The sequence below is a fragment of the Pontibacillus halophilus JSM 076056 = DSM 19796 genome (genome assembly GCF_000425205.1).
Taxonomy (GTDB): Bacteria; Bacillota; Bacilli; order Bacillales; family BH030062; genus Pontibacillus_A; species Pontibacillus_A halophilus.
Genome location: NZ_AULI01000001.1, coordinates 382767 through 405167, shown reverse-complemented (window position 1 = coordinate 405167; position 22401 = coordinate 382767). Strand labels below are relative to the sequence as shown.

Here is a 22401-nt window from a genome sequence, read left to right as displayed (position 1 = left end):
TATGTAGATTTGAAGAAGCTTGTATGTAGATATGCTTATTTTTAAAGGAGAAAAGGATTGATCATAAATGAAAACATTGACCGTATTAGTGCCGGCCTATAACGAAGAAGAATCGTTGCATTATTTATATGACCGAATCTTTAGTGTGCTAGCGACGATGCCGACCTACAATCTGGAATTGCTCTTTGTAAACGATGGAAGTAAAGATAACACGTTATCTATTATTAAGCAGCTTCGCGAGCAGGACAAGCGTGTATCATATGTGAATCTATCTCGTAATTTCGGGAAAGAAACAGCGATGATTGCTGGACTTGATTATGCTAAAGGAGATGCGGTCATTATACTCGATGCTGACCTGCAAGACCCGCCTGAACTTATTCCTGAGATGGTTCAGTATTGGGAAGAGGGCTATGACGACGTCTATGCGAAGCGTCGTAGTCGTAAAGGAGAAACATGGTTTAAGAAAGCGACAGCGAGCCTCTTCTATAAGACGTTGAAGCGTATGAGCCAAGTGCCTATCCAAGAGAATACGGGCGACTTTCGTCTTCTTGATCGTCGCTGTGTAGAAGCGTTGAAGCAACTGCGAGAAACTCAGCGTTATACCAAAGGGATGTTCAGCTGGGTAGGCTACAAGAAGAAGGAAATTCTCTTCGACCGCGACCCACGTATCTCTGGTGAGACGAAATGGAACTACGGCAAGCTAGTTGATTTAGCCATTGAAGGGGTTACGTCCTTCACCACATCTCCTCTTCGAATATCTTCCTTGATGGGGATGGGAGTATCACTATTTGCATTTATCTATATGGTATGGATTATCTTTAAAACGTTAGCTTTCGGGGAGTCAGTGCAAGGATATCCGTCCTTAATGAGTGCCATCTTATTTATCGGTGGAATACAGCTCATTGTACTTGGGATTATAGGAGAGTATCTGGGACGCGTCTTTAACGAAACGAAGCGCCGTCCACTTTACTTTATCGATGAGTACAACGAAGAGCGAGAGACAAACGTAGAATTACCTTTTAGAAATGAGGAGTAGCAGGTGAATGTATGAATAAGCACGGAGTGAAAAAAGAGGCGCTGTTATACCTTATATTCGGTGGGTTAACGACCGTTCTGAACATCATCACGTACTATTTGTTCGTGAGCGTCGGGGTTGATTATAAGATTGCTACGACGGTTGCATGGTTCGTATCGGTGTTGTTTGCCTTCTTCACGAACAAATCGTACGTATTTAAGAGTTCGCGCTCCATCTATAGAGAAATTGGGCCTTTCTTTGGAGCTAGAATCCTATCTTACCTAATGGATTTAGGTATGATGGTGCTTCTAATCGACGTCGCACAACAAGACGATATGCTAGCCAAGATCGTCACAAATGTCTTAGTTGTCGTCTTTAATTACGTTGCTAGTAAGATGGTAATCTTTAATGACGGGCACCAATCCTAATCGAGGATGAGAGAAGCATAGCCGTGATGGCTATGCTTTTCTTTATAGAGTCCTCTATAATGAGAAGAAGACGATGTAAAAGGAGGAAGCGAGATGAGTGTATCTCAGTATATTCAAAAGCATGAAGAACGAATGGTGGAAGAATTGACTTCTTTTCTTTCCATCCCTAGTATCTCATCCATGCCAGAACATAAAGAAGATGTCCATAAAGCAGCAGAATGGGTAGCAGAGTCACTTCAGTCTGCAGGTCTTGAACATGTTGAACTGGTCGAGACAGAGGGGCATCCAATCGTGTATGCGGACTGGTTGCATGCAGAAGGAAAGCCAACTGTACTCATCTATGGTCATTATGATGTGCAACCTGCTGCTCCTTTAGATTTGTGGAACTCAAACCCATTTCAGCCAGAGGTGCGTGATGGGAAGCTCTATGCAAGGGGAGCGACGGATGATAAAGGACAACTCTACCTACATATTAAGGCTATGGAAGCTTTATTTGATGAAAGAGGAGAACTTCCTGTGAATGTGAAGTTCTGCATTGAAGGCGAAGAAGAAATAGCCAGTCCGAACCTTCCACCGTATATCGAACAGAACGAGGGGAAATTGGGAGCGGACGCGGTCGTTATTTCCGATACATCGTTTATTGAGCCTGGCCTGCCTGCACTTTGTACATCCTTGCGCGGGGCATTAGCATTAGAACTCTCAGTTAAAACAGCGAATACGGACCTTCACTCAGGTGTATATGGGGGCGGCGTACCGAATGCCCTTCACAGCCTCGTGCGTCTGCTTGATTCCTTCCATGATGAAACTGGTCAAGTGGCGGTAGAAGGCTTCTATCAAGGTGTTCCAGAACCGACGGAGTTATTGAAAGAGGAGGTCGCTCAAATCCCTTTCAATGAAGAGCAGACGTTAAAGGACCTTGGACTCCAATCCTTATATGGAGAAGAAGGGTTTACATTCCAGGAGCGGACAGGAATTCGACCAACGCTTGAGATTAATGGAATGGCTGGTGGTCATCATGAAGAAGGGTTTAAAACGATTGTACCAAGTGAGGCACATGCCAAGATAAGCTGTCGTTTAGTCGGAGAACAAGACCCTGACGAAGTGTATCGTCAAATAGAAGGTCATGTACGTCGTTACCAACCAACTGGGGCAACGGCCAACATGAAGAAGCTCATTACGGCAAAGCCAGTATCGCTTGATTCGTCTGACCCCATGATTCAAAAGGCAGCAGATGCTTATGAAGAGGTGTATGGCACTCGTCCACTCTTCCCGAAAGAAGGAGGCTCGATCCCGATTGTTGAGAACTTCTCTCGGGTGTTGCAGGCTCCAGTCGTCCTAATGGGCTTTGGATTGCCATCTGAGAATTTACACGCGCCAAATGAGCATTTCCATCTTGAGAATTTCACTAAAGGTATCGAGACGGTTGCTACGTATTTGAAGTCATTATCATAACAGGAAAAGGAGCCACTAGTGGCTCCTTTTCTTAATGAGTGCTCCTGGCGATCACAAGTCTTATTAAAACACCGCTACAGAGAGTAAGTAAGTCCATAAACAAATGATGGCTAACAATGCGATGCTATAGCGTAGTGTCATTGTGAACAGCGTGGATTCCTGTCCAGTCTGTTTAACGGCAGCTGTGGCAATGGCGATGGATTGTGGTGAAATCAGCTTCGCCATGACACCACCAGCTGTGTTGGCGCCAAGAAGCAATGCGGGTGTGGTCGCAATTTGGTTCGCAGTCACCATTTGCAAGTGTCCAAACAATGCGTTGTTACTTACAACAGAGCCAGTGATAAATACGCCGATCCATCCAAGAATCGGGCTGAACATAGGGAAGAGATCGCCCGTCTTAGATAAGGCGAGTCCAATAGAAGAACTCAACCCAGCGTAGTTGGACAGGCTGGCAAATCCCATTACGAAGCAGATTGTTAGAATCGGAATCCAAAGTTCTTTCGTTGTCTCCTGAAGGGATTGGAAGCCCTCATTGAGTTTTATAGCATTTGAGAACAACCCTGTAAGTAAAACCGCGACTAGAATCGCTGTACCAGTTGCACTGAGCAGGTCAAGCTTGAAGACGGCTTCCAAGGCCGTAACTTCTGGAGCGATAGGTACGGTTTTGGCAATTTCCTCGTGTAAGAATGGTGTCTTTAGTAAGCGTGTTGTAAAGCTAAGTGCGCCACCTTCGCTGAATAATGCTTTAAAAGCTGGTAAACTCCAGATCGTAATCGTAGCTGTTAAGATGTAGAACGGTGACCAAGCTTTAATAATTTCAAGGATACTGTATGATTGCTGGTTGGTATTAGATGTAGCTCCTTCTTCACGATAGATTGTAGCTGGCTGCCATTTTCTTAAGAAGATGGCAAGTCCGCCCATGCTAATGAGTGCGGCGAGAATATTAGCTAGCTCTGGCCCTAGCCATAAGATCGTGACCAATTGGGTACCGGTATACAATCCACTAACGACAAGCAAGGCTGGGAACGTTCCCATAACCCCCTTGAAGCCATCTAGGATAAAGACGAGAAGAAATGGAATAGCAAATGAGATCATAGGAAGTGTAAACGCTAATGTGCGAGACAATTCCATTGTTTCCATGTTCCCCATTTGTGCTCCCACAATAACAGGGATACCAATGGCGCCAAAGGCCCCTGATGCTGCATTTGCGATTAAACATAAAGCGGCAGCTTTCAAAGGTCTAAATCCAAGTTCCACAAGCAAGGCTGCACAAATGGCGATAGGTACACCAAATCCGGCTGCGCCTTCTAAGAATGCATTGAAAGAAAATCCAATTAAGAGTAGTTGCAAACGTTGGTCCGTAGAAATGCTTGCGATACTAGAGCGAATAACAGTGAATTTCCCTGTTTTCACAGCAATTTTATAAAGCCATACCGCCATGAGTACAATATATCCAATCGGCCATAATCCTTTCGCAACACCGAGGAAGGTGGCAGAAACAGCTTGTGCAATTGGTATATCGAAGGCGAGGACAGAGACGGCTAGACTAACGAGAAGCGTTAGACCAGCCGCTACAATTCCTTTCATCTTAAGTCCGGCGAGTGTGAACAGAAAGAATAAAATAGGGATGGCTGCGACGAGTGCGCTCACATACTCATTTTGAAACGGGTCATACTGCTGCATCCACATGAGAATCATCTCTTTTCTATGTTAGGTCCGAATTATCTAGAAGTTCTCTGCTAGGATTCCTTTCAAGACAGTGGCACTATGGTTAAACTGTTGTTGTTCTGTCTCATCCAGCTTCATTTCCATAATGTTGCGTAATCCGGAGCGGTTGATGACAGCAGGGACTCCGATATAGACATCTTTCTCTCCATATTCACCATCTAAATACGCACTTACAGTGAGGACACAATTCTCGTTATGCAAGATGGCCTTCGTAATCCGGGCCAATCCCATAGCGATTCCGTAGTAGGTAGCCCCTTTCTTCTCAATAATATGGTAAGCGGCATCTCGAACGTTCACGAAGATTTCATCTAGGTCTTCCATCTGGTAAGACGCGTTCTCCGCCACGATATCCTTAATTGGAATTCCGCTAATTGTAGCGCGGCTCCATACGGGTAACTCTGTGTCTCCATGTTCTCCGATAATGCTTGCGTGTACGCTTCCTGGTGCAACATCAAAGTACTCTCCGAGTAAGAAACGTAATCGACCAGAATCAAGAATGGTGCCACTCCCAATCACGCGTTCTTTAGGCAATCCGCTGAAAATCCAAGTGGCATAAGTCAAAATGTCGACTGGATTTGTAGCTACAAGGAAGATTCCGTTAAACCCTGAAGCCATCACTTGGTCAACGATTGTCTTAAAGATAGATACGTTCTTCTTCACGAGATCGAGACGAGTTTCTCCTGGCTTTTGATTGGCGCCAGCACAGATACAAACAAGGTCCGCTTGTTCACAATCCTCATAAGTGCCATACCAGGTTCTCGTTGGGTTCGGAGCAAATACTTTACCGTGATTTAAATCCATAGCGTCTCCCATCGCCTTATCCTCATTTAAGTCGACAATGACAAGCTCATCTGTAATGGCTTGATTGACTAGAGAGAATGCGTAGCTACTCCCAACTGCTCCTGCTCCGATTACAACAACTCGATTCACTTTTTCTTGATTCATGGTCAGTCCCCCAATTCACGTTTGGAAAGTTTGTGATGTATTTCACATTTACATGTTCACACTTTCACAAACTTTTATCAAGTACTTTCAACCATTGTTAACAATTTGTACATAAATTTTCCTAGTGCCTTTTATATTATGAGTGTTTCGATTGGCTCGATTTCTATTACAATCCTTAATATCTGGGTAGAAAGATAATGAAGTACACCGAATGTCATAAAATTTTCAAGCTAGATAGGTGCATGAACTCCTCGTTCGCGTTATACTAAATCTATACTTTGTGAAATGTTTCACTAATTCGTTGATCATCACTTTTAACTTCTTGAAACGTTACAAAATGTAAGGAGATCATAGCGAATATGAACCGATTAAATGAAATTGCTCGACACTATAGAGGTACGCAACTTTTCTTATTTGTCATTGGCCTTCTCATTGGAGGAAGTGTCATTGGCCAAGCTTATTTCTTCGTAGAAGTTGTAGATGGAATTTTCTTTAAGGGTGAGACGTTACGAGATGTAGCGCCTTATTTAGCAGGGCTTGCCGGAACGATGTTGCTTCGTTCGCTTCTAACCTACGTACATGGACGTACAGGGGTGAAACTAGGGTCAAGGGTGAAACGTTACTTTCGGAAAACGCTTCTCGCCAAGTTCTCGAAGTCGCCTGTGCACGCTTCAATTAAGGGACAATCTGGTCAGAAGGTCAGCGTGATGATGGATGCGGTGGATGAAGTGGACAGCTATTTCAGCCAATACATCCCACAAGTCGTCCAAACATCTATTATACCGTTAGTAATCCTGATTGCGACGTTCTCTCTACATGTGAATTCAGCTCTTATTATGTTGATTACCGCTCCATTGGTGCCGCTCTTCTATGCAATTATTGGAATGAAGACTCAAGAAAAGTCAGAAGAACAGCTCGAGGAATTGTCCTCATTCTCTGGCAGCTTTCTTGATACGTTACAAGGGTTAACGACTTTAAGACTCTATGGCCAATCTAGAAAGCAGAAGGAAACGATTGAAACGAGCAGTCACCGTTTTCGTGATGCAACGATGGAAGTGTTGAAGATTGCCTTTACTTCTTCTCTCATGCTTGAATTCATCTCTATGTTGAGCATTGGGCTAATTGCGCTTGAAATTAGTTTCCGTCTTGTAGGAGACGATACGATGACGTTCTACACAGCCTTTTTCATCCTGATTCTCGCACCTGAATATTACTTGTCTCTGAAAAGTCTTGGACAAGCTTTCCATACAGGGCGGACAAGTCTAGGAGCTGCTGAGAAAATTTATCGTGAGCTTGAGGCGGACGATGAAGTGACATGGGGTGAGAAAACGTTACAAGTAGAAGAACCTCCACGCATCGAGCTTCAAAACTTGTCCTTCTCCTACGATGGAGAGGCACGTGCATTGAAGGATGTGGAAGCTCGTATTGAACCCTATCAAAACGTAGCGATCATTGGCCGAAGTGGGGCAGGAAAGACGACGATGCTACATCTTCTATCTGGTCTAGCTCAACCAACGTCTGGACAGATTCTTGTGAATGGCGAGCCGCTATTGAACTATGAGGAACACGAATGGTTGAAGCACTTGAGCTACATTTCACAACACCCTTATCTGTTCTCTGGCACGCTGTATGACAATATTGTGATTGGCGCGGGTCGAGAGGCTACACAGGATGAGGTGTTTAAAGCTGCTGAAAGTGCGGGTCTCACATCCCTCATTGAAGAACTCCCAGATGGGTTGGACACAACGGTCGGTGAAGGAGGACGCGGATTGTCTGGCGGTGAGAAACAGCGTGTGGCATTAGCCCGTGCCTTCTTAAAGCGCCCATCCATTGTTTTATTTGATGAGCCTACGACGGGACTCGATTTAGATACCGAACGTATTCTACAACAGTCGATCCACGAGCTTTCGAAGAAAGCGACAGTCATTACAGTCGCCCATCGCCTCTATACCATCAAAGATGCTGATGCCATTCTCCTCTTGGAAGCAGGGGAGTTGGTTGCTGAAGGGACGCATGACGCACTGATGAATGATTCAGATGACTACCGTGCCATGGTATCTGTACAACGAGGGGGGACATCATGAAGGATTTATCTCAAATCGTAAAGCTCGTGCTTACTGAAAAGCGAGATGTTTATCTATCTATTGTCTTTGGTGCATTAGCCGGCTTGTCAGCTGCCGGCTTGTTTGCAGCTAGTGGTTATTTAATTTCTAAGGCAGCTTTGACCACACCGCTGTATGCGTTAATGGTCGTGATTGCGTTATTAAAGTTACTTGGATTCTTCAGGGCGTTTGCACGATACGGGGAGCGGATTGTCTCACACCGGGCAACATTCTCAATCATAAGTCGGTTACGCGTTTCGTTCTATGAGAAGCTAGAACCACTCGCACCAAAGGTCTTACACAAGTATCGAAGCGGAGATTTGCTTGCCCGAATTGTAGGTGATGTTGAGACATTACAGAACTTCTTTCTTCGTGTCTTCTATCCGCCTATTGTACTTGCTATTGTATTCTTGAGTACGATTCTCTTTACGTTATTCTTTTCTTATTATGTTAGCTTGGTCTTACTGGTGGGTCTACTATTAACAAGTGTCGTCATTCCGGTGTTCTTTGCAAGTAAGCAGCGTAAAGTAGAAAGTCGAATTCGTGAACGTCGAGGGAAGCTGTCTACAGAAGTGACAGAGATGCTCTATGGCCATCGTGATTTGAAGATTTATCAGAAGCTTGATGAGAAAGAAAGAGAGTTGGAACGCTTCTCAAATTCTTATCAGGATGAACAGGACCGGCAAGGGTTAGAAATGATGGCCAATCAATCCACAAACTCTTTTGTTTCCTTCCTGGTTTCCTGGACAGTGCTTGTTGTAGCCGCTTATCAGGTTACACAAGGTCAGCTTGATGGGATCTTCCTTGCCATGCTAGTGATGCTATCCTTGACCGCCTTTGAGAACGCCACACCTATGGCACTTGTGCCAACGCATCTGGAAGAGAGTAGGAGGGCATCTAGACGTCTTTACTCAGTCGTGGAAGGGCAGAATACAAAAGACGGTGAAACCTCTATAGAAGAAGGTCCTCTAGCATTTGGAGTGGAAAGGGGTACATTGTATTTCGAGAACGATGCCCGCCCAGCGCTTCGTGAAGTGGAGGTTCATCTTCCTAAAGGGTCTAAAACGGCAATTGTAGGGCCAAGTGGTTCTGGTAAGTCAACGCTTCTCCAAGTTTTACTTGGGGTCTATGTACTTCGTGATGGCAACGTAACTGTGAATCATCATCCCTTCTCGCGCATTCAGAAGGAATCCTTGTGGCAGCAGATGAATGTGGTGTTACAGGAGAATCACTTCTTCTATGGGAACATTCGGGACAATTTATTAGTGGCGGATGAAGCTACTTCAGACGATGCCTTACAAGCAGCACTTAGGGACGTGGAGTTAGGTCATTTCCGTCTCGAAGACCCGGTCTATGAAAGAGGAGAGAATCTGTCTGACGGGGAGAAACAACGCTTAGCGATTGCGCGTGCCATGCTAAAGGGTGCAGGAACGTGGATGCTCGATGAACCTACTTCATCCTTAGATGCTCTAACCGAACAAAGTGTGTATCGTCGTCTGTTTGAGCTAGCGAAAGAGGATACGCTTGTCCTCATTAGTCACCGCCTTGCAGGGCTTGAACAGATGGACCAGATTATTGTGATGGAGAATGGAGCGATTATTGAGCAAGGCACCTTTACGGAATTGATGGACAAGAGAGGCTATTTCTACGAAATGAAACAGATTGAGAAGAGTGTCATGATTTAGGAGGACTGCGCCTGTTGGCGCAGTCCTTCTTATGATTGAAGGAAGATTGCTTTTTTGGCAATAACGGCTAATTCGAGTTTTGAAAGGCTGTTGCAATAGGAAGAAAGGATGCTTCCAGAAGGCGTCTTAGGCTCGTTTTGAAAGAGGGTGTCGATGACTCGTTCACTCACAAACCAATCCTCCCGTTCCGGATGAGGGTGGGACACCCAACTCCATACTTGTCGAAGTGGAGGACTGTACACTCTTTCTTTCCCAAGCTTAAGCTGACAATGATGTAACCGTGGAGTGGTTAGGATACCTGGAAGCGTCTCCTTCGTCGTCGTAAACAGATGAGGCCAATAATCTTTCCTTGATCCTGTATGGGGTTGTGCGTTTGCCCATAGTTCCGCTTGCTTTCGAACCTCTGATATTTGGAATAACAGCTGATAGAGTTGAATACCAAATCGAATTCGAGACGTCAGCGAACCAAAGTCCTCAACGACTGCACCGGTTAAGGTTGTATCTCCCACCTGCTTCTTCGGAAAGAGGATATGTGTCATATGAAGCCACTCTTGTAGATGAAAGTTCATAGAATCGAGGACGTTCTCTTTGTACGTTGGATGTTGGATGACGCGTTCCTCGATGTAATGTTGTTCGTTGATAATAAGTGCTCTTGCAAGCAGGGCTGAGTCGTTGGTTTTTAGGAAATGCCCCCAGCATACGTTCATAAAAGAACTTACACCAAAGAAATGGAGTAAATGGAATAGTGGTCTCTTCCGACGCTTGCTTTCCTTATACAAGAGCAATTGAGGATACGCATCTTGAAAGATGAGCCAGTTCCCTCGTTCCAGCATATGGAAGAAAGACTCACAACCTTGCTTTGATAGCAATAGAGGAAGAAATTCTCCTTTTAAATCTGTCATGGCCCACCCACTATTTCTAGATACAAAGTGAGCGAGCAATGACCACGTAATCTCAGGAAACTCTAGATAGAAATCCAAATAGGCCTTCGTTCTAGATACATTATCAACGTTAGCTAAAGCGGTTTGTTTAGCGATGTGTTCAACAAGAGCTTGCTCGTGGTCTGGAATGGATAGGAGAGCGTTAGATCCCGTTAATTGCTTCTTTAACGCCTTTTCAAGTTGCTTAGAGCTCAGATAAGACGAGCTAAACCACTTGTTTATCATGTTGCTCCCCCCTCTGTAACTAAGCATATTCGGAAGGTGAGCGTTCATGCTTATGTGTCGAGGCTGACAGGTTAGCGCTGCACTTAAATTAAAAAGCTACTACGCGCGTTGTAGTAGCCTTTTAAATCTTCATTATGACAAATTGCAAGATAATAGGCACCCCGGCATCTGGGGCTTCTGGCAGAATTAGATACCCATTCCCTGTAGAATAAACCGCATCAGGTTGAATCATACCGTTAATGAATAGATTTACATACGTACATTGTTCTTTCGGAAAGATGCCTTGGTCTCCATATTCCACGATGGCATCACGTTCAGTGTAGATGGTCTTTGTACCATCTGCGACAGTGTAGTAATAGTAGACATCTGCTTTAATCAACGTTTCTTTGGGCTGAGGAGGTAATGGGTTGGGAGGATATAGATTCGGGCATCCCTTAGGGGCAGCTAGAGTTCGAATAAGTGCTGAATGGGTGAGTTTGGTTTGTTTTCTCAATGCGACAAACCTCCTTCAGGCTTCTATATCATACTGTATTCCTTAGAAAAATGAATCGTGTGAGACGTTGGTGGAAATCTATTGTAAATCGGGCTCTTTGGTTGATAAATCCTGTACAAGCGCCTTTTCAAAACGAAAGCCTCTACATAGGATGTAGTGTAAGGAAATGATAATAAGAGGAGGAACAAGATATGGCTTTAGAACTCTTTAAGCCTTTCGCATCTGCGACGACGACTACAAACGTCACGCCATCTAATACAAAGTTTTTCTACACGACTGTAGCTGAGACTGCTGCAGGGGCAACATTATCAATCGATGCAGCGGACTTTCTACTAGACGATGGGAACAATGCAACTACACTTCCAGCACTTGCTACAGATAACAGTTACTTCGTTGTCTATATTAATGGAGTCGCCCAAATGGAAGGAATCGCTACGTATACACCGGGTGCGACAGCTGTTGGGTCACTTGATATTGCTGTACCAGGAGGGGGAGGGTCTATTCTAGCTGGGACCCCAATTATTCTAGAAGTCTTGAACTATACGCCTGCTTCCGATACGACGATCAATACGTAAAGGATGTGGTAAGAGATGGCCTTGCAAATCATTAAGCCGTATACGTCTGTTTCTACATCCGTAGAAGTGACTCCTGATAGCGAAAAGTTCTTTTACAGAACAGCGTTACTCGTGATAGCTGGGAGTACGTTGACCATCGATACCGATGATTTCACACGAGATGATGGAACGACAGCAACTAACTTACCCGCACTTGCGACAAATAACAGCTATTACAATGTGTATATTAATGGGGTACTACAGCAAGAAGGACTCTCAACGTATACTCCAGGAGGGGTTGGAGTAGGCTCTTTAGCCATCACCCTACCTGGTGGAGGCGCAAATATCTTATCAGGAACGCCGGTGAATCTAGAAGTTGTGAACTTCACACCTAGTGCGAATTCTGTTGTATCTAATTAATCCAGCCATTTGGCTGGATTTTTTGTTTTGGTGGGGGAGTATTGTGGTGGCTGAGCGGGCGGCTTTTGGTGGATAGCAGCGGACCTCCGCTTTTCGTTGTCTAGCTGCAGCGGCTAGGCACTACGGACTTAAGCAATCTAGCTCCGTGGGGTAAAAGCCCCCCACTGCGCTATCTTGCTTAAGCCTACCGTGCCTGACCAAGCCGCTTCCGCTTTTCGTTGTGTCTAGCTCCAGGTGGCAGACCCTCTGGTCATAAGCAATTCAGCTTCGTGAAGGAAGGGCACTTCACTGCGCTGCTTTGCTTATGCCTGCCGGGTCTAAACGCCCCCACCGCTTTTCGTTGTCACATTTCATTCCTTTTTTATCCATGATTCTGACACATTTGGGTCGTTCGTTGGTGGGGCTTTTGGCACATAATGGGGGTGAGGGCACCTTAGATGATTCAGATGGTGTTTCTCTTTGAGAAGAATATGTGAAATGTTGAACAAATTGTGTCAAAACAGGGTGAAGGAGGGCGTTGTGGTGAGTGAGTTGTTTTTAGCGAGGTTTCAGTTTGGGTCGACGACGATTTTTCATTTCTTATTTGTTCCGATGTCGATTGGGCTCGTGTTTTTGGTTGCGATCATGGAAACGTTGTATGTGGTGAAGAAGCAAGAAATCTATTTGAAGATGGCGAAGTTTTGGGGGCATTTGTTCCTGATTAACTTTGCAGTGGGTGTAGTGACAGGGATTATACAAGAGTTTCAGTTTGGGATGAACTGGAGTGAGTACTCTCGGTTTGTTGGAGACGTATTCGGTGCTCCGCTTGCAATTGAGGCATTATTGGCTTTCTTTATGGAGTCTACCTTTATTGGTTTATGGATCTTCGGGTGGGGTCGTCTTCCTGAGAAGATTCACCTCCTCTGCATTTGGCTTGTTTCCTTCGGGACAATTTTGTCTGCGCTATGGATTTTAGCAGCGAATTCATTCATGCAGGAGCCAGTTGGGTTTGTGATGAACAATGGGCGTGCTGAAATGAATGATTTCTTCGCCATTCTTCAAAATCCTCAACTTAAAGTGGAATTCCCTCACGTAGTGTTCGGGGCTCTTGCTACTGGTGCTTTCTTCATTGCGGGTGTAAGTGCGTATAAGATGTTAAAGAAACAAGAATTGAACATTTTCCGGAAGTCATTCAACATCGCTATGATTGTAGGCCTTCTTTCAGGTCTTGGAGTAGCCTTTAGTGGTCACTGGCAGGCTCAGCATTTAATGGAATCACAGCCTATGAAGATGGCTGCAAGTGAAGGGTTATGGGAGGACAGTGCCGATCCAGCACCTTGGACGTTATTCTCCATATTGGATGTTGAGAATCAGGAAAGTCGGTTTAACATTGAAATTCCATATGCCTTAAGCTATCTAACGTACGAAGAGCTTGAAGGTAGCGTGCCTGGGATGAATACGCTACAGGCAGAATATGAAGAAAAGTATGGAGAAGGAAACTATATTCCTCCAGTCAATGCGACGTTCTGGAGCTTCCGGATTATGGTGTTCTCTGGAATGTTGATGATTGGATTCAGTGCTCTAGGACTATGGTTTAGCTTTAGAAAAACACTGGTAGAAAGACGTTGGTTCTTGCGGTCTATGGTCGCGCTGATTGCTTTTCCATTCATCGCTAATACAGCGGGATGGATTATGACTGAAATTGGACGTCAACCTTGGACGGTGTTCGGACTCATGACAACTTCAGCGTCAGTCTCACCAAACGTATCAGTTGGGTCCTTGTTGTTCTCAATCATTACCTTTACAACCATCTATGCCATCTTGGCGATTGTACTCGTCTATTTGTTCGTGAAAGAAATTAAGAAAGGTGCAGACTATGACGCACCTCAGGAAGTTAACGTGCACGTGGATCCGTTTGATAAGGAGGCGTATCAGTAATGGCATTAAGTGAACTATGGTTTCTGTTAGTAGCTGTATTGTTTATCGGTTTCTTTTTCCTTGAGGGATTCGACTTTGGCGTAGGGATGTCCACACGCTTAGTCGCTCGGAGTGATCTAGAACGACGAATGATGATTAATACAATTGGACCGTTCTGGGATGCAAATGAAGTCTGGTTGTTAACAGGTGGAGGAGCAATCTTCGCAGCCTTTCCTCACTGGTACGCAACCATGTTCAGCGGCTATTATATTCCCTTTGTCTTTGTCCTACTCGCCTTAATCGGACGAGGAGTAGCATTTGAATTTCGCGGTAAAGTAGATCACAAGAATTGGACGAAAGTGTGGGATTGGGTTGTATTCTTTGGAAGCGTCCTTCCTCCTTTCTTGTTCGGGGTCTTGTTCTCAAGCCTGTTAAGAGGGATGCCAATTGATGAGAACATGAATTTACAAGCAGGATTCTACGATTACGTGAACCTCTATACCGTTGTAGGTGGGATTACAGTTACGTTGATTTGCTATTTGCACGGGCTGTTATTCCTTACGTTGAAAACACTTGGTGACTTACAAGAACGTGCCAGACTAATGGCTCAGAAGGTAATCTTAGCAACGATTGCTTCTCTTGTTGTCTTTGTAGGCTTATCCATTGTGGAGACTGACTTGTTCCAGTTTAACAGCATGGCCACGATCCCAATGGTCATCGGTGTAGTGGTTGCTTACGCACTTGCAATCTTGTTTATTGCGAAGAAGCGGGATGGCTTTGCTTTCACGATGTCAGGACTTGGGATTCTTCTCACAGTTGGAAGCATATTCGCTGGACTATTCCCAAGAGTGATGGTCAGCTCTATTTCAGAAACGTACAATCTGACTGTTTACAATGCAGCGTCTGGAGCTTACTCATTGAAAGTCATGACGATTGTGGCGCTCACATTACTTCCATTCGTACTTGGATATCAAATTTGGAGTTATTATGTGTTCCGTAAGCGAGTGGATGCGAAGGATTTGATTTACTAATGGGAAAAGGGCTCGCTTTTATAAAGAATCGTAAATTCGTTTGGACAGTGTTAACGGTTATGACGATTGGTCAAGGGATTTTCATTCTATGTCAGGCTCAGTGGCTTTCTAACGCCATTACGTCTCTTTTCAATGGGCAATCTGCGTATCTAATGATTGGACTCGTGCTTCTCTCTTTTATCGGGAGGCACGGCGTTCATGTCATTAAGACTCGTTTCGTAGAACGGGTTGCTAAAGAAACTGCAGATGAAATGAGGCAAGGACTGCTTGCGAAGTTGTTCAAGCTCGGGCCTAGGCATGCGAAGAAAGCAGGGACAGGGAATTTAGCCACCTTATCTGTTGAGGGTGTGCGTCAGTACCAGACGTATCTAGAGTTGTTCTTGCCAAAGCTTATTGCCCTACTCGTATTTACGCCTATGATTTGGTTCTATGTCATCTCACTTGATGTGACATCTGGAATTATTCTATTGGTCACTTTCCCCATTCTTATTGCATTCATGATCCTCTTAGGACTTATGGCAAAGCGAAAGGCAGATCGACAATGGAGTTCCTATCGCGTCCTCTCTAACCATTTCGTTGACTCCATCCAAGGGCTTGAGACATTGAAGCATGTGGGAGCAAGCAAACGCCACCATAAGAATATTGAAGGCGTTAGTGAGCGATATCGAAAAGCAACGATGGGAACACTCAAAGTGGCCTTTCTCTCGTCATTTGCGATGGACTTCTTCACTATGCTCTCCGTGGCCACAGTAGCTGTATTCCTAGGGTTTCGCCTAACAGAAGGAGATCTACTCTTAGGGCCTGCCTTAACCGTTCTTATACTGGCACCTGAGTACTTCTCGCCAATGCGTGAGTTAGGCACCGATTATCACAGTACATTAAATGGTCAAGAAGCGGGTGCGTCTATTCAGAGTGTACTGGATACCCCATCGTTTCAGCCTCAACCCTTCCCTGAAGATTTCACTTGGAAAGATAATCGTGCCATTACGCTTACTGACATTACAGTGCGTGGAGATGATGACCAGGCGATGCTTGAACACGTCTCTCTTACACTTCAAGGGAATCAGAAAATCGGTGTGATTGGTGAGAGTGGTTCTGGGAAGACAGCCCTGATTGATTTATTGGCAGGATTTCTTGAAACCAGCGAGGGTAACCTTTCGCTCTGTGGAGAGAAGCTAACCCACCTTCAACAAGAACAATGGCAATCTCAGCTTCACTATATTCCACAACACCCAACTATTCTACAAGATTCCATTCAGAAGAATGTAAGGCTCTATTCACCTCATGCTTCACTAGAAGAGGTTCAACATGCGGTGAAAGTTGCTGGATTAGAAAGATGGATTGAAACCCTCCCTAACGGATTAGATGAAATCATAGGGCAAGGTGGATTGGAGATTAGCGGAGGTCAGGCGCAGCGTATTGCTCTTGCAAGGACGTTCTTAAAACAACGTCCAATTCTATTATTGGATGAACCTACTTCTCACCTAGATCTTGAAACGGAATATGAGATTAAACAGCAAATGCTTCCTCTCTTAGAGCAACGACTTGTTGTCTTTGCTACACATCGTCTGCACTGGATGTTGCACATGGACGCGATTGTAGTCATGGATGAAGGTAGCATTGTTGAGGTAGGAAGCCACGAGCAATTAATGATGAAACAAGGAGCCTACTATCGATTAGTCTGTGCACAAATGGGGGAAGCATTATGAGGAAGAGTACATGGATTCGACCTTACCTGTTCGAACATCGTAAATTATTAATAGCGGTTTTGTTATTGGGTCTACTTACTAGTTTTTCAGCTGCCTTTTTAATGTTTACATCTGGTTATTTAATCTCGAAAGCAGCGACAATTCCAGAAACTATTCTAATGATTTATATTCCAATTGTAGCGGTTCGAACGTTCAGTATAGCGCGAGCGGTTAGCCGTTATGTTGAACGATTACTTGGGCATCATACCATTCTTAAAATTCTTTCTGACATGAGACTTCGACTCTATCAATCTGTAGAACCGCACGTCCTTACAATGACGAAGAAGTTAAAGACAGGCGAAGTACTTGGGCTACTTGCTGATGATGTTGAACAGCTTCAAAATCTTTACCTAAGAACAATTTTCCCTGTATTTATTGGGGTCACGCTATATATTGTTTCTTCTGTATTATTAGGGTTTCATTCCATCTTACTGGCGGTATTAATGTTCCTTTATGGCTCCGTACTTGCCATTTGGATGCCTCTCCTATCAATGGCAAAGCAGAAGTCACGTACCTATCGCATGAAAGATCTTCGGTCAGAACAGTACAACCGATTAACTGAAGGTATTCTAGGGATGGCGGATTGGCTTTTCAGCGGGCGTAAAGAAGAATGGTTGAACGACTATGAAGCATATGAGGGAAAGCTCGGGGAGCTGGATTTACAACAACGTAATTTCGAACGGAGGCGAACATTTCTTGCTCAGATTGTAGTTGGGGTGATGGTTGTCACCATGCTTATTTGGACGGGGATGGAAGTACGTACAGGTGAACTCTCTCATACGATGGTGGCTGCATTTCTACTCATACTCTTGCCAATTACCGAGTCGCTCATTGCGCTTTCAAGTTCGCTGTCAGACATTCCAAAGTATGAGACATCGGTGAAAAGACTAGAAGAACTGGACAATTTAAAGAGTGATGGAAATGCTCTACTTAATCAAAGGGCCCCAATCGAGGCTATAGGTGAGCGGTTTACGATTACGTTTCAAGATGTTTCTTTCCAATATGAAGAAAGCCGGCCATTGTTAAACCAAATATCTTTCCACGTTAAACATGGAGAGTCGGTTGCATTATTAGGACCTAGTGGATGTGGGAAATCAACCATACTTAAGTTGCTGCAAGGAGCCATTTCTCCAAACGGGGGTTTGGTTACAATTAATGGGGTGTCAGCGACGGAGCTTTATGAGGATTATAGTCGATATATGTCTTTCTTAGGACAGAACCCGTACTTATTCGACACAAGCATTCTGAACAATTTAAGACTTAGTAACCCTGAAGCTACTGATGATCAAATTTATGACATATGTAAACAGGTTCAATTGGATGATTGGATTCGCACCCTACCACATGGCTATCATACGAATGTTCAAGAATCTGGTGTACGCTTTTCTGGTGGGCAGCGACAGCGCATTGCATTGGCTCGAGTGCTCCTACAAGACACGCCGATTGTAGTCCTCGATGAGCCTATGGTCGGTTTAGATCCTGTTACAGAACGAGAGTTAATGAATGAATTGAAAGCCCACCTTCAAGGTAAGACACTCATTTGGGTTACCCACCATCTGTTAGGAGTTGAAGACGCAGGACAAATTCTATTCATAGACAATGGTGTAATCACCATGCAAGGGACACATGAAGAGTTGCTAGCTAAGGAAGAACGTTATCAACGACTGTATGCGCTAGATGCTCCACTCGTTCGAAGCACACATCCATCTATAAGAGCTATTATTTAATAGAATCGGCATACGTGTCGGTTCTATTTTTTTGTTTGTATACGTAATTGCACACATGTAAATGAAAATGTACACATGTTTACAAAGTGCAAACAAAAAGAATACATATTTGTACACATGTATACAAACCCGTACACATAGCTCTATAACAGTAGTTTGCAAATTGTACACATGTATACAAATAGAATACGACAAAAGTAGTCATTGACTATTTTCTGAAAACTTTATATGTTTAAGCTAGTTCATGATTTAACTTGATAGAAAACTTCACAATAAAGGAGTAGGTTGTTTCTATGACTCAATCAAGAGTAGCGGCTGTTGATGTAGGTAATGATGCGTTAAAAGGGATTTTTGGAAAGTTAGAATCTGAATTATATATTCCGAATGTCATTGCACAGGATATTGAGGATCGACCGGTTATTGGAATTGAGGAACTAGATGAGAAAGACCCGATTGACAACATTCATATTCGAGTACACTCACCAGCATTGAAAGAGAACAACGCAATCTATCGAGTTGGGAATTTAGCAACAAAAAGTACAAATTCGACTGAACTAGACCCAGGTAGCAGTAAATCAGAAGAAGATCAAACACTTGTGATGCTCTTTGCTTCTTTAGCGCTTGATGCAGTCTCAGACCAAAACCAAAAAGCGTTTAAACGTAACCATAATGTAGTGGAAGCAAATTATACATTAGGAACGGGTCTTCCTCTTCGTGAAGTAAAAGAAGGGAAAGACGTAGGGTATCGCGCTCAATTATTAGGCTCCGTGCATCAAGTTGAGTTTCTAGTAACACCGAAGTATCAAGGAATCAAAGTAAATATCAAATTTGACGAAGTGAAAGTGTATCCAGAAGGATTCGCTGCCTATATTAACCTCGTTATGGACAACCAATTAAACTTGATTAACAAAGATTTAATAGATAAGCAGATTCTCATTCAAGATATTGGTGGTCTTTCGACAGATATTGCGGTCATTCGCAATCGAAATGTGGACGATGATAAGGCACAAGGATTTAATTTAGGTGTAGCCGAATCGCTAGAAGCAATTCGTGAGGAAATTAGGTCCAAACACGGAGTTGAACTCGATAGTCGTCGTGATGTCGTGGATATCATTACGAGGAAGAACGATCGTAACCATATCATGGTTAAAGGAAGCCGGACAAGCGTTCATGATATTACTGACCGAATCTTGCTTGAGCTTGCAAAGAAACAATACCGCTACTTACGTAATGTATGGGCGCGTAATTCTCAATCAGAAATTTGCTATTTCGTTGGGGGCGGTTCCGCAGTACTTAAAGAGTATATAAAAACGTTAAACAACAATCTGGATGGCTTTAACATTGAGTTCTTTGAAGACGAGACAGAGAGCATCTGGATGATGGCCAATGCTTACTATAAACTTGTATCTGATAACATTCGTAAATCGAAAAAGAAGGAAAAAGCAGAAGCAACCTCTTCATCAAAGTAGGGATTTAAATGAGGGACAAGACTAAGGAAATCCAACGGGGGCAATCCATTACGTTTCGACTTCCATCGGATACTCCTGACCATTTGATTAAGCAGTTACAAAGGCTAAAGGAACGGGAAAAGCGTAACTTCTCGAGTACAATTGCTCAGTTTGCTCTTAAGGGAGTCCATGAGTCAATGGCGAGAGAGCGGGAGACGGTTACTGTTCCTCTACCGAAGCAGTTGACAAAGGAGCAGCGGAATTGGTTGAAGCATGAGCATTCTGAAGCATTAATTGGAAACATTCTTTACCAACTTCTTATGGACCCAATGCGGGCCATGAGTCTGCTTTCTTCTATGAATAGCTCTACGCTAGACATTGAAGAAGCCCTTCAGCTACAGGAAGCCATACAGCAGAATCAGTGGCAAACAGAGCCAGAAACGAGAAGTCTAGAACCGATACAAGAAGAACGTACGCCAACTGATGAAATTGCAGTTTCGGATGATTTAGATTTAGACCAGTTCAATTTCGAAGACCTGCAGGAAGAACTTCATGCAGATCTTGATTCGACTGAACAAGACATAGATGAAGATGACCCGTTAGGAGATTTCTTATCTAGTATGAATAAATAAAAAGCTCAGGTAACGGATGTAACATCCTTCCTGAGCCTTTTTTATGAAACGGATTGTGCGAGTTTCTTTGATAAATCTTGAATTACCGTTTGTATATCTCGTTGATCAGAGCCTTCGCCCTGCTGCTTCACTTGTTCGAGTATATGAATCAAAGTTTCTTGATTCAATTGTTCATAGTGACGTTTCGTCATACTTCTATGTCCTCCCGATCGTTTCTATTTTTACCCAAGTACCCTGTCTGGTTGTTCGTGAAACGGGTTAAAAATAAATAGGGACCAACCTTAGTATAGCATTCGGGAGGAAATGACATTTGTGTCCGTAATGTATTTGGTAAATAAAGGGTCTATTTATGAGTTCTGGCTAACTTTATAAATGACCATGCAAGGATGACCATCATGGCCATAGAAGGAATGGCAACAATGATGGTGACAGATTGGAGTGCGGTTAAACCGCCAATAAACATAAGACCTGTAGCCGGCAAGGACAATCCAAATGCCCAGAACAATCGGTTCCAACGAGCTGGCTCTCCGTTCACTATGTTCTGAGTGACAGCTGCGAGCATGTAAGAAGAGGTGTCGTAAGTGGTCGAAAGAAAGATGATTGATAACAATGCGAAGAGAACGAGTACGACTTTCCCGAGTGGTAACGTGTGAAAGATGTCTGCGATAGCAGCTGGGGCGTCTTGCTGCATAAGAATCGATGTGACGCCCATTTCCTGATTTAATTGCAGGGATAAGGCGTAGTTTCCAAGGATGGAATAAAAGAGCCAGCATCCAAGCGTACCAAAACAAAGGGTCCCCATAATCATTTGTTTAATCGTTCGGCCTTTCGATATTTTAGCGATGAACATACCGATAAATGGCGCATAGACAATCCACCAGGCCCAATAGAATAACGTCCATTGCTCTGGGAATCCGGAATGGCCGATAGGGTCAATCCATGTGTTTAATCGAAGCATGTGCTCGGTAATTAACCCAACGCTGTTCGTAGATACTTTCAAGATGAATAATGTTGGCCCAAATACGAGTACAATCAATAAGAGGAAGAGGGCTAAGTAGACGTTCCAATTGCTTAACCGCTGAATCCCTTTATCCAATCCTGCATAGACACTAATGGAGAAGATTGTCGTACATACTGCTAAAATGCATAGATCAAGTATGTAGGTGTGCGGTACACCAAATACCTCATGCACAAAGGCTGCAATCATTGGAACACTAATTCCAAGGGTAGTTCCAGAGGCGCCAAGAATTCCAATCATGAACAAAATATTAATCCCTTTCCCTATCCATCCATCTACACGATTTCCAAGTACCGGGCGGCAGGCTTCGCTCAATTTTAAGATGGAAGTTCCTTTCACGTGGTAAAGGTATGCAATTGGGAGAGCTGGTAAGCAGTACATGGCCCATGCAGTCGGACCGGCATGAAAGAGACCATATGCCGCGCTCCATTCAATGGCTTCGATGGAATGGATTGGAAGTCTAAAGGGGGGATCCATATAGTAGTAAGCCCATTCAATCGTTCCCCAATAAATAATGCCAGACCCGATTCCTGCACAGAACAACATGGAAATCCAACTAAAAAACGAAAAGGCAGGCCCTTCCCCTTGCTGTCCAAGATGGATTCTTCCATACGGTGTGGTACATACCCAGATGAGAAAGAGGAGAGAAGCAAAGCCAATCCAAAGATAGAAGATTCCTGTATCAGCAATGACGGCCTCATGAGCAGAAGTAAGCCAGTCCTTTGAACCTTCAGGATGGAGAAAGAGCGTCGTGCATAACGTCACTAAGACAAATACAGAAAATAAAAACGTAGGCCAGTCAATTACGGAATGCTTCATTCAATCCCCCCTACAGCATGTCCCTTCTCGCTTTATTACTCTATGATAAGTTACGGTGAAACATGATAGCGGATCACTCGCATAAAGTAGTTCT

The 22401-nt window shown here is 43.9% G+C and carries 19 protein-coding genes; 13 read left to right on the top strand and 6 right to left on the bottom strand.

The window, feature by feature from the left end; all coding sequences use genetic code 11:
- Positions 1-67 precede the first annotated feature (67 nt).
- The 3 genes from H513_RS0101855 (at position 68) to H513_RS0101845 (ending at position 2895) form a co-directional block, all read left to right on the top strand.
- Positions 68-1036, top strand: a complete 969-nt coding sequence (locus H513_RS0101855) for a glycosyltransferase family 2 protein (RefSeq protein WP_026799175.1) — start codon at positions 68-70, stop codon at positions 1034-1036.
- Positions 1037-1047: 11 nt separating this feature from the next.
- Positions 1048-1443, top strand: a complete 396-nt coding sequence (locus H513_RS0101850) for a GtrA family protein (protein WP_026799174.1) — start codon at positions 1048-1050, stop codon at positions 1441-1443.
- A gap of 93 nt (positions 1444-1536) precedes the next feature.
- Positions 1537-2895, top strand: coding sequence for a dipeptidase (locus tag H513_RS0101845; RefSeq protein ID WP_026799173.1), 1359 nt, complete (start codon positions 1537-1539; stop codon positions 2893-2895).
- Between the two features lie 63 nt (positions 2896-2958).
- On the opposite strand, the gene H513_RS0101840 is transcribed toward H513_RS0101845, so the two are convergent.
- The gene (locus tag H513_RS0101840) at positions 2959-4584 is read right to left on the bottom strand and encodes an L-lactate permease (RefSeq protein ID WP_026799172.1); all 1626 of its coding nucleotides are present in this window, start codon (positions 4582-4584) and stop codon (positions 2959-2961) included.
- Between the two features lie 36 nt (positions 4585-4620).
- Positions 4621-5568, bottom strand: coding sequence for an L-lactate dehydrogenase (locus tag H513_RS0101835; protein WP_026799171.1), 948 nt, complete (start codon positions 5566-5568; stop codon positions 4621-4623).
- A 359-nt stretch (positions 5569-5927) separates the two neighbouring features.
- Here H513_RS0101835 and cydD (H513_RS0101830) point away from each other — a divergent pair, with 359 nt between their 5' ends.
- Positions 5928-7652, top strand: a complete 1725-nt coding sequence (gene cydD, locus H513_RS0101830; RefSeq protein ID WP_026799170.1) for a thiol reductant ABC exporter subunit CydD — start codon at positions 5928-5930, stop codon at positions 7650-7652.
- Positions 7649-9355, top strand: coding sequence for a thiol reductant ABC exporter subunit CydC (cydC, locus tag H513_RS0101825; protein ID WP_026799169.1), 1707 nt, complete (start codon positions 7649-7651; stop codon positions 9353-9355). The genes cydD (H513_RS0101830) and cydC (H513_RS0101825) overlap by 4 nt, the downstream gene beginning before the upstream one ends.
- Before the next feature lie 29 nt (positions 9356-9384).
- Here cydC (H513_RS0101825) and H513_RS0101820 read toward each other — a convergent pair whose 3' ends face one another.
- Both H513_RS0101820 and H513_RS19430 read right to left on the bottom strand, forming a co-directional pair.
- On the bottom strand, positions 9385-10521 hold the full coding sequence (locus H513_RS0101820; RefSeq protein WP_026799168.1) for a DUF2515 family protein: 1137 nt from the start codon (positions 10519-10521) through the stop codon (positions 9385-9387).
- A 121-nt stretch (positions 10522-10642) separates the two neighbouring features.
- Complete coding sequence (locus tag H513_RS19430) at positions 10643-11014, bottom strand: DUF4183 domain-containing protein (protein WP_051239575.1); 372 nt, start codon at positions 11012-11014, stop codon at positions 10643-10645.
- Between the two features lie 191 nt (positions 11015-11205).
- Here H513_RS19430 and H513_RS0101810 point away from each other — a divergent pair, with 191 nt between their 5' ends.
- The 8 genes from H513_RS0101810 to H513_RS0101775 all read left to right on the top strand — a co-directional run bounded on the left by H513_RS0101810 (position 11206) and on the right by H513_RS0101775 (position 20470).
- Complete coding sequence (locus H513_RS0101810; protein WP_026799167.1) at positions 11206-11589, top strand: DUF4183 domain-containing protein; 384 nt, start codon at positions 11206-11208, stop codon at positions 11587-11589.
- 15 nt (positions 11590-11604) lie between these two features.
- Positions 11605-11988 (top strand): DUF4183 domain-containing protein, encoded by a 384-nt coding sequence (locus tag H513_RS0101805; protein WP_026799166.1) that lies wholly within the window; start codon positions 11605-11607, stop codon positions 11986-11988.
- Positions 11989-12510: 522 nt separating this feature from the next.
- The gene (locus H513_RS0101800) at positions 12511-13905 is read left to right on the top strand and encodes a cytochrome ubiquinol oxidase subunit I (protein WP_026799165.1); all 1395 of its coding nucleotides are present in this window, start codon (positions 12511-12513) and stop codon (positions 13903-13905) included.
- Complete coding sequence (gene cydB, locus H513_RS0101795) at positions 13905-14915, top strand: cytochrome d ubiquinol oxidase subunit II (RefSeq protein ID WP_026799164.1); 1011 nt, start codon at positions 13905-13907, stop codon at positions 14913-14915. The genes H513_RS0101800 and cydB overlap by 1 nt, the downstream gene beginning before the upstream one ends.
- Positions 14915-16624 carry a thiol reductant ABC exporter subunit CydD gene (gene cydD / locus H513_RS0101790; protein ID WP_026799163.1) on the top strand — a complete coding sequence of 570 codons (1710 nt, stop codon included), beginning with the start codon at positions 14915-14917 and terminating at the stop codon, positions 16622-16624. Before cydB ends, cydD (H513_RS0101790) begins: the two co-directional genes overlap by 1 nt.
- The gene (cydC, locus tag H513_RS0101785) at positions 16621-18390 is read left to right on the top strand and encodes a thiol reductant ABC exporter subunit CydC (protein ID WP_026799162.1); all 1770 of its coding nucleotides are present in this window, start codon (positions 16621-16623) and stop codon (positions 18388-18390) included. The genes cydD (H513_RS0101790) and cydC (H513_RS0101785) overlap by 4 nt, the downstream gene beginning before the upstream one ends.
- Before the next feature lie 293 nt (positions 18391-18683).
- Positions 18684-19859, top strand: a complete 1176-nt coding sequence (locus tag H513_RS0101780) for a ParM/StbA family protein (protein WP_026799161.1) — start codon at positions 18684-18686, stop codon at positions 19857-19859.
- An 8-nt stretch (positions 19860-19867) separates the two neighbouring features.
- Positions 19868-20470 carry a hypothetical protein gene (locus H513_RS0101775; RefSeq protein WP_026799160.1) on the top strand — a complete coding sequence of 201 codons (603 nt, stop codon included), beginning with the start codon at positions 19868-19870 and terminating at the stop codon, positions 20468-20470.
- Positions 20471-20511: 41 nt separating this feature from the next.
- Here the strand turns inward: H513_RS0101775 and H513_RS21420 are convergent, their stop codons facing one another.
- Together H513_RS21420 and H513_RS19425 are read right to left on the bottom strand one after the other, a co-directional pair.
- A complete protein-coding gene (locus tag H513_RS21420; protein ID WP_154655157.1) occupies positions 20512-20661 on the bottom strand; it encodes a hypothetical protein in 150 nt (49 codons plus the stop codon).
- A 152-nt stretch (positions 20662-20813) separates the two neighbouring features.
- Positions 20814-22307, bottom strand: a complete 1494-nt coding sequence (locus H513_RS19425; protein ID WP_081658130.1) for a BCCT family transporter — start codon at positions 22305-22307, stop codon at positions 20814-20816.
- Between the last annotated feature and the right edge of the window lie 94 nt (positions 22308-22401).

What these genes read in the sequence shown, in the direction of transcription:
- H513_RS0101855 (WP_026799175.1), top strand. Translation starts at nt 68, where the DNA reads ATGAAAACATTGACCGTATTAGTGCCGGCCTATAACGAAGAAGAATCG.
- H513_RS0101850 (WP_026799174.1), top strand. Translation starts at nt 1,048, where the DNA reads ATGAATAAGCACGGAGTGAAAAAAGAGGCGCTGTTATACCTTATATTC.
- H513_RS0101845 (WP_026799173.1), top strand. Translation starts at nt 1,537, where the DNA reads ATGAGTGTATCTCAGTATATTCAAAAGCATGAAGAACGAATGGTGGAA.
- H513_RS0101840 (WP_026799172.1), bottom strand. Translation starts at nt 4,584, where the DNA reads ATGTGGATGCAGCAGTATGACCCGTTTCAAAATGAGTATGTGAGCGCA.
- H513_RS0101835 (WP_026799171.1), bottom strand. Translation starts at nt 5,568, where the DNA reads ATGAATCAAGAAAAAGTGAATCGAGTTGTTGTAATCGGAGCAGGAGCA.
- cydD (WP_026799170.1), top strand. Translation starts at nt 5,928, where the DNA reads ATGAACCGATTAAATGAAATTGCTCGACACTATAGAGGTACGCAACTT.
- cydC (WP_026799169.1), top strand. Translation starts at nt 7,649, where the DNA reads ATGAAGGATTTATCTCAAATCGTAAAGCTCGTGCTTACTGAAAAGCGA.
- H513_RS0101820 (WP_026799168.1), bottom strand. Translation starts at nt 10,521, where the DNA reads ATGATAAACAAGTGGTTTAGCTCGTCTTATCTGAGCTCTAAGCAACTT.
- H513_RS0101810 (WP_026799167.1), top strand. Translation starts at nt 11,206, where the DNA reads ATGGCTTTAGAACTCTTTAAGCCTTTCGCATCTGCGACGACGACTACA.
- H513_RS0101805 (WP_026799166.1), top strand. Translation starts at nt 11,605, where the DNA reads ATGGCCTTGCAAATCATTAAGCCGTATACGTCTGTTTCTACATCCGTA.
- cydB (WP_026799164.1), top strand. Translation starts at nt 13,905, where the DNA reads ATGGCATTAAGTGAACTATGGTTTCTGTTAGTAGCTGTATTGTTTATC.
- cydD (WP_026799163.1), top strand. Translation starts at nt 14,915, where the DNA reads ATGGGAAAAGGGCTCGCTTTTATAAAGAATCGTAAATTCGTTTGGACA.
- cydC (WP_026799162.1), top strand. Translation starts at nt 16,621, where the DNA reads ATGAGGAAGAGTACATGGATTCGACCTTACCTGTTCGAACATCGTAAA.
- H513_RS0101780 (WP_026799161.1), top strand. Translation starts at nt 18,684, where the DNA reads ATGACTCAATCAAGAGTAGCGGCTGTTGATGTAGGTAATGATGCGTTA.
- H513_RS0101775 (WP_026799160.1), top strand. Translation starts at nt 19,868, where the DNA reads ATGAGGGACAAGACTAAGGAAATCCAACGGGGGCAATCCATTACGTTT.
- H513_RS21420 (WP_154655157.1), bottom strand. Translation starts at nt 20,661, where the DNA reads ATGACGAAACGTCACTATGAACAATTGAATCAAGAAACTTTGATTCAT.
- H513_RS19425 (WP_081658130.1), bottom strand. Translation starts at nt 22,307, where the DNA reads ATGAAGCATTCCGTAATTGACTGGCCTACGTTTTTATTTTCTGTATTT.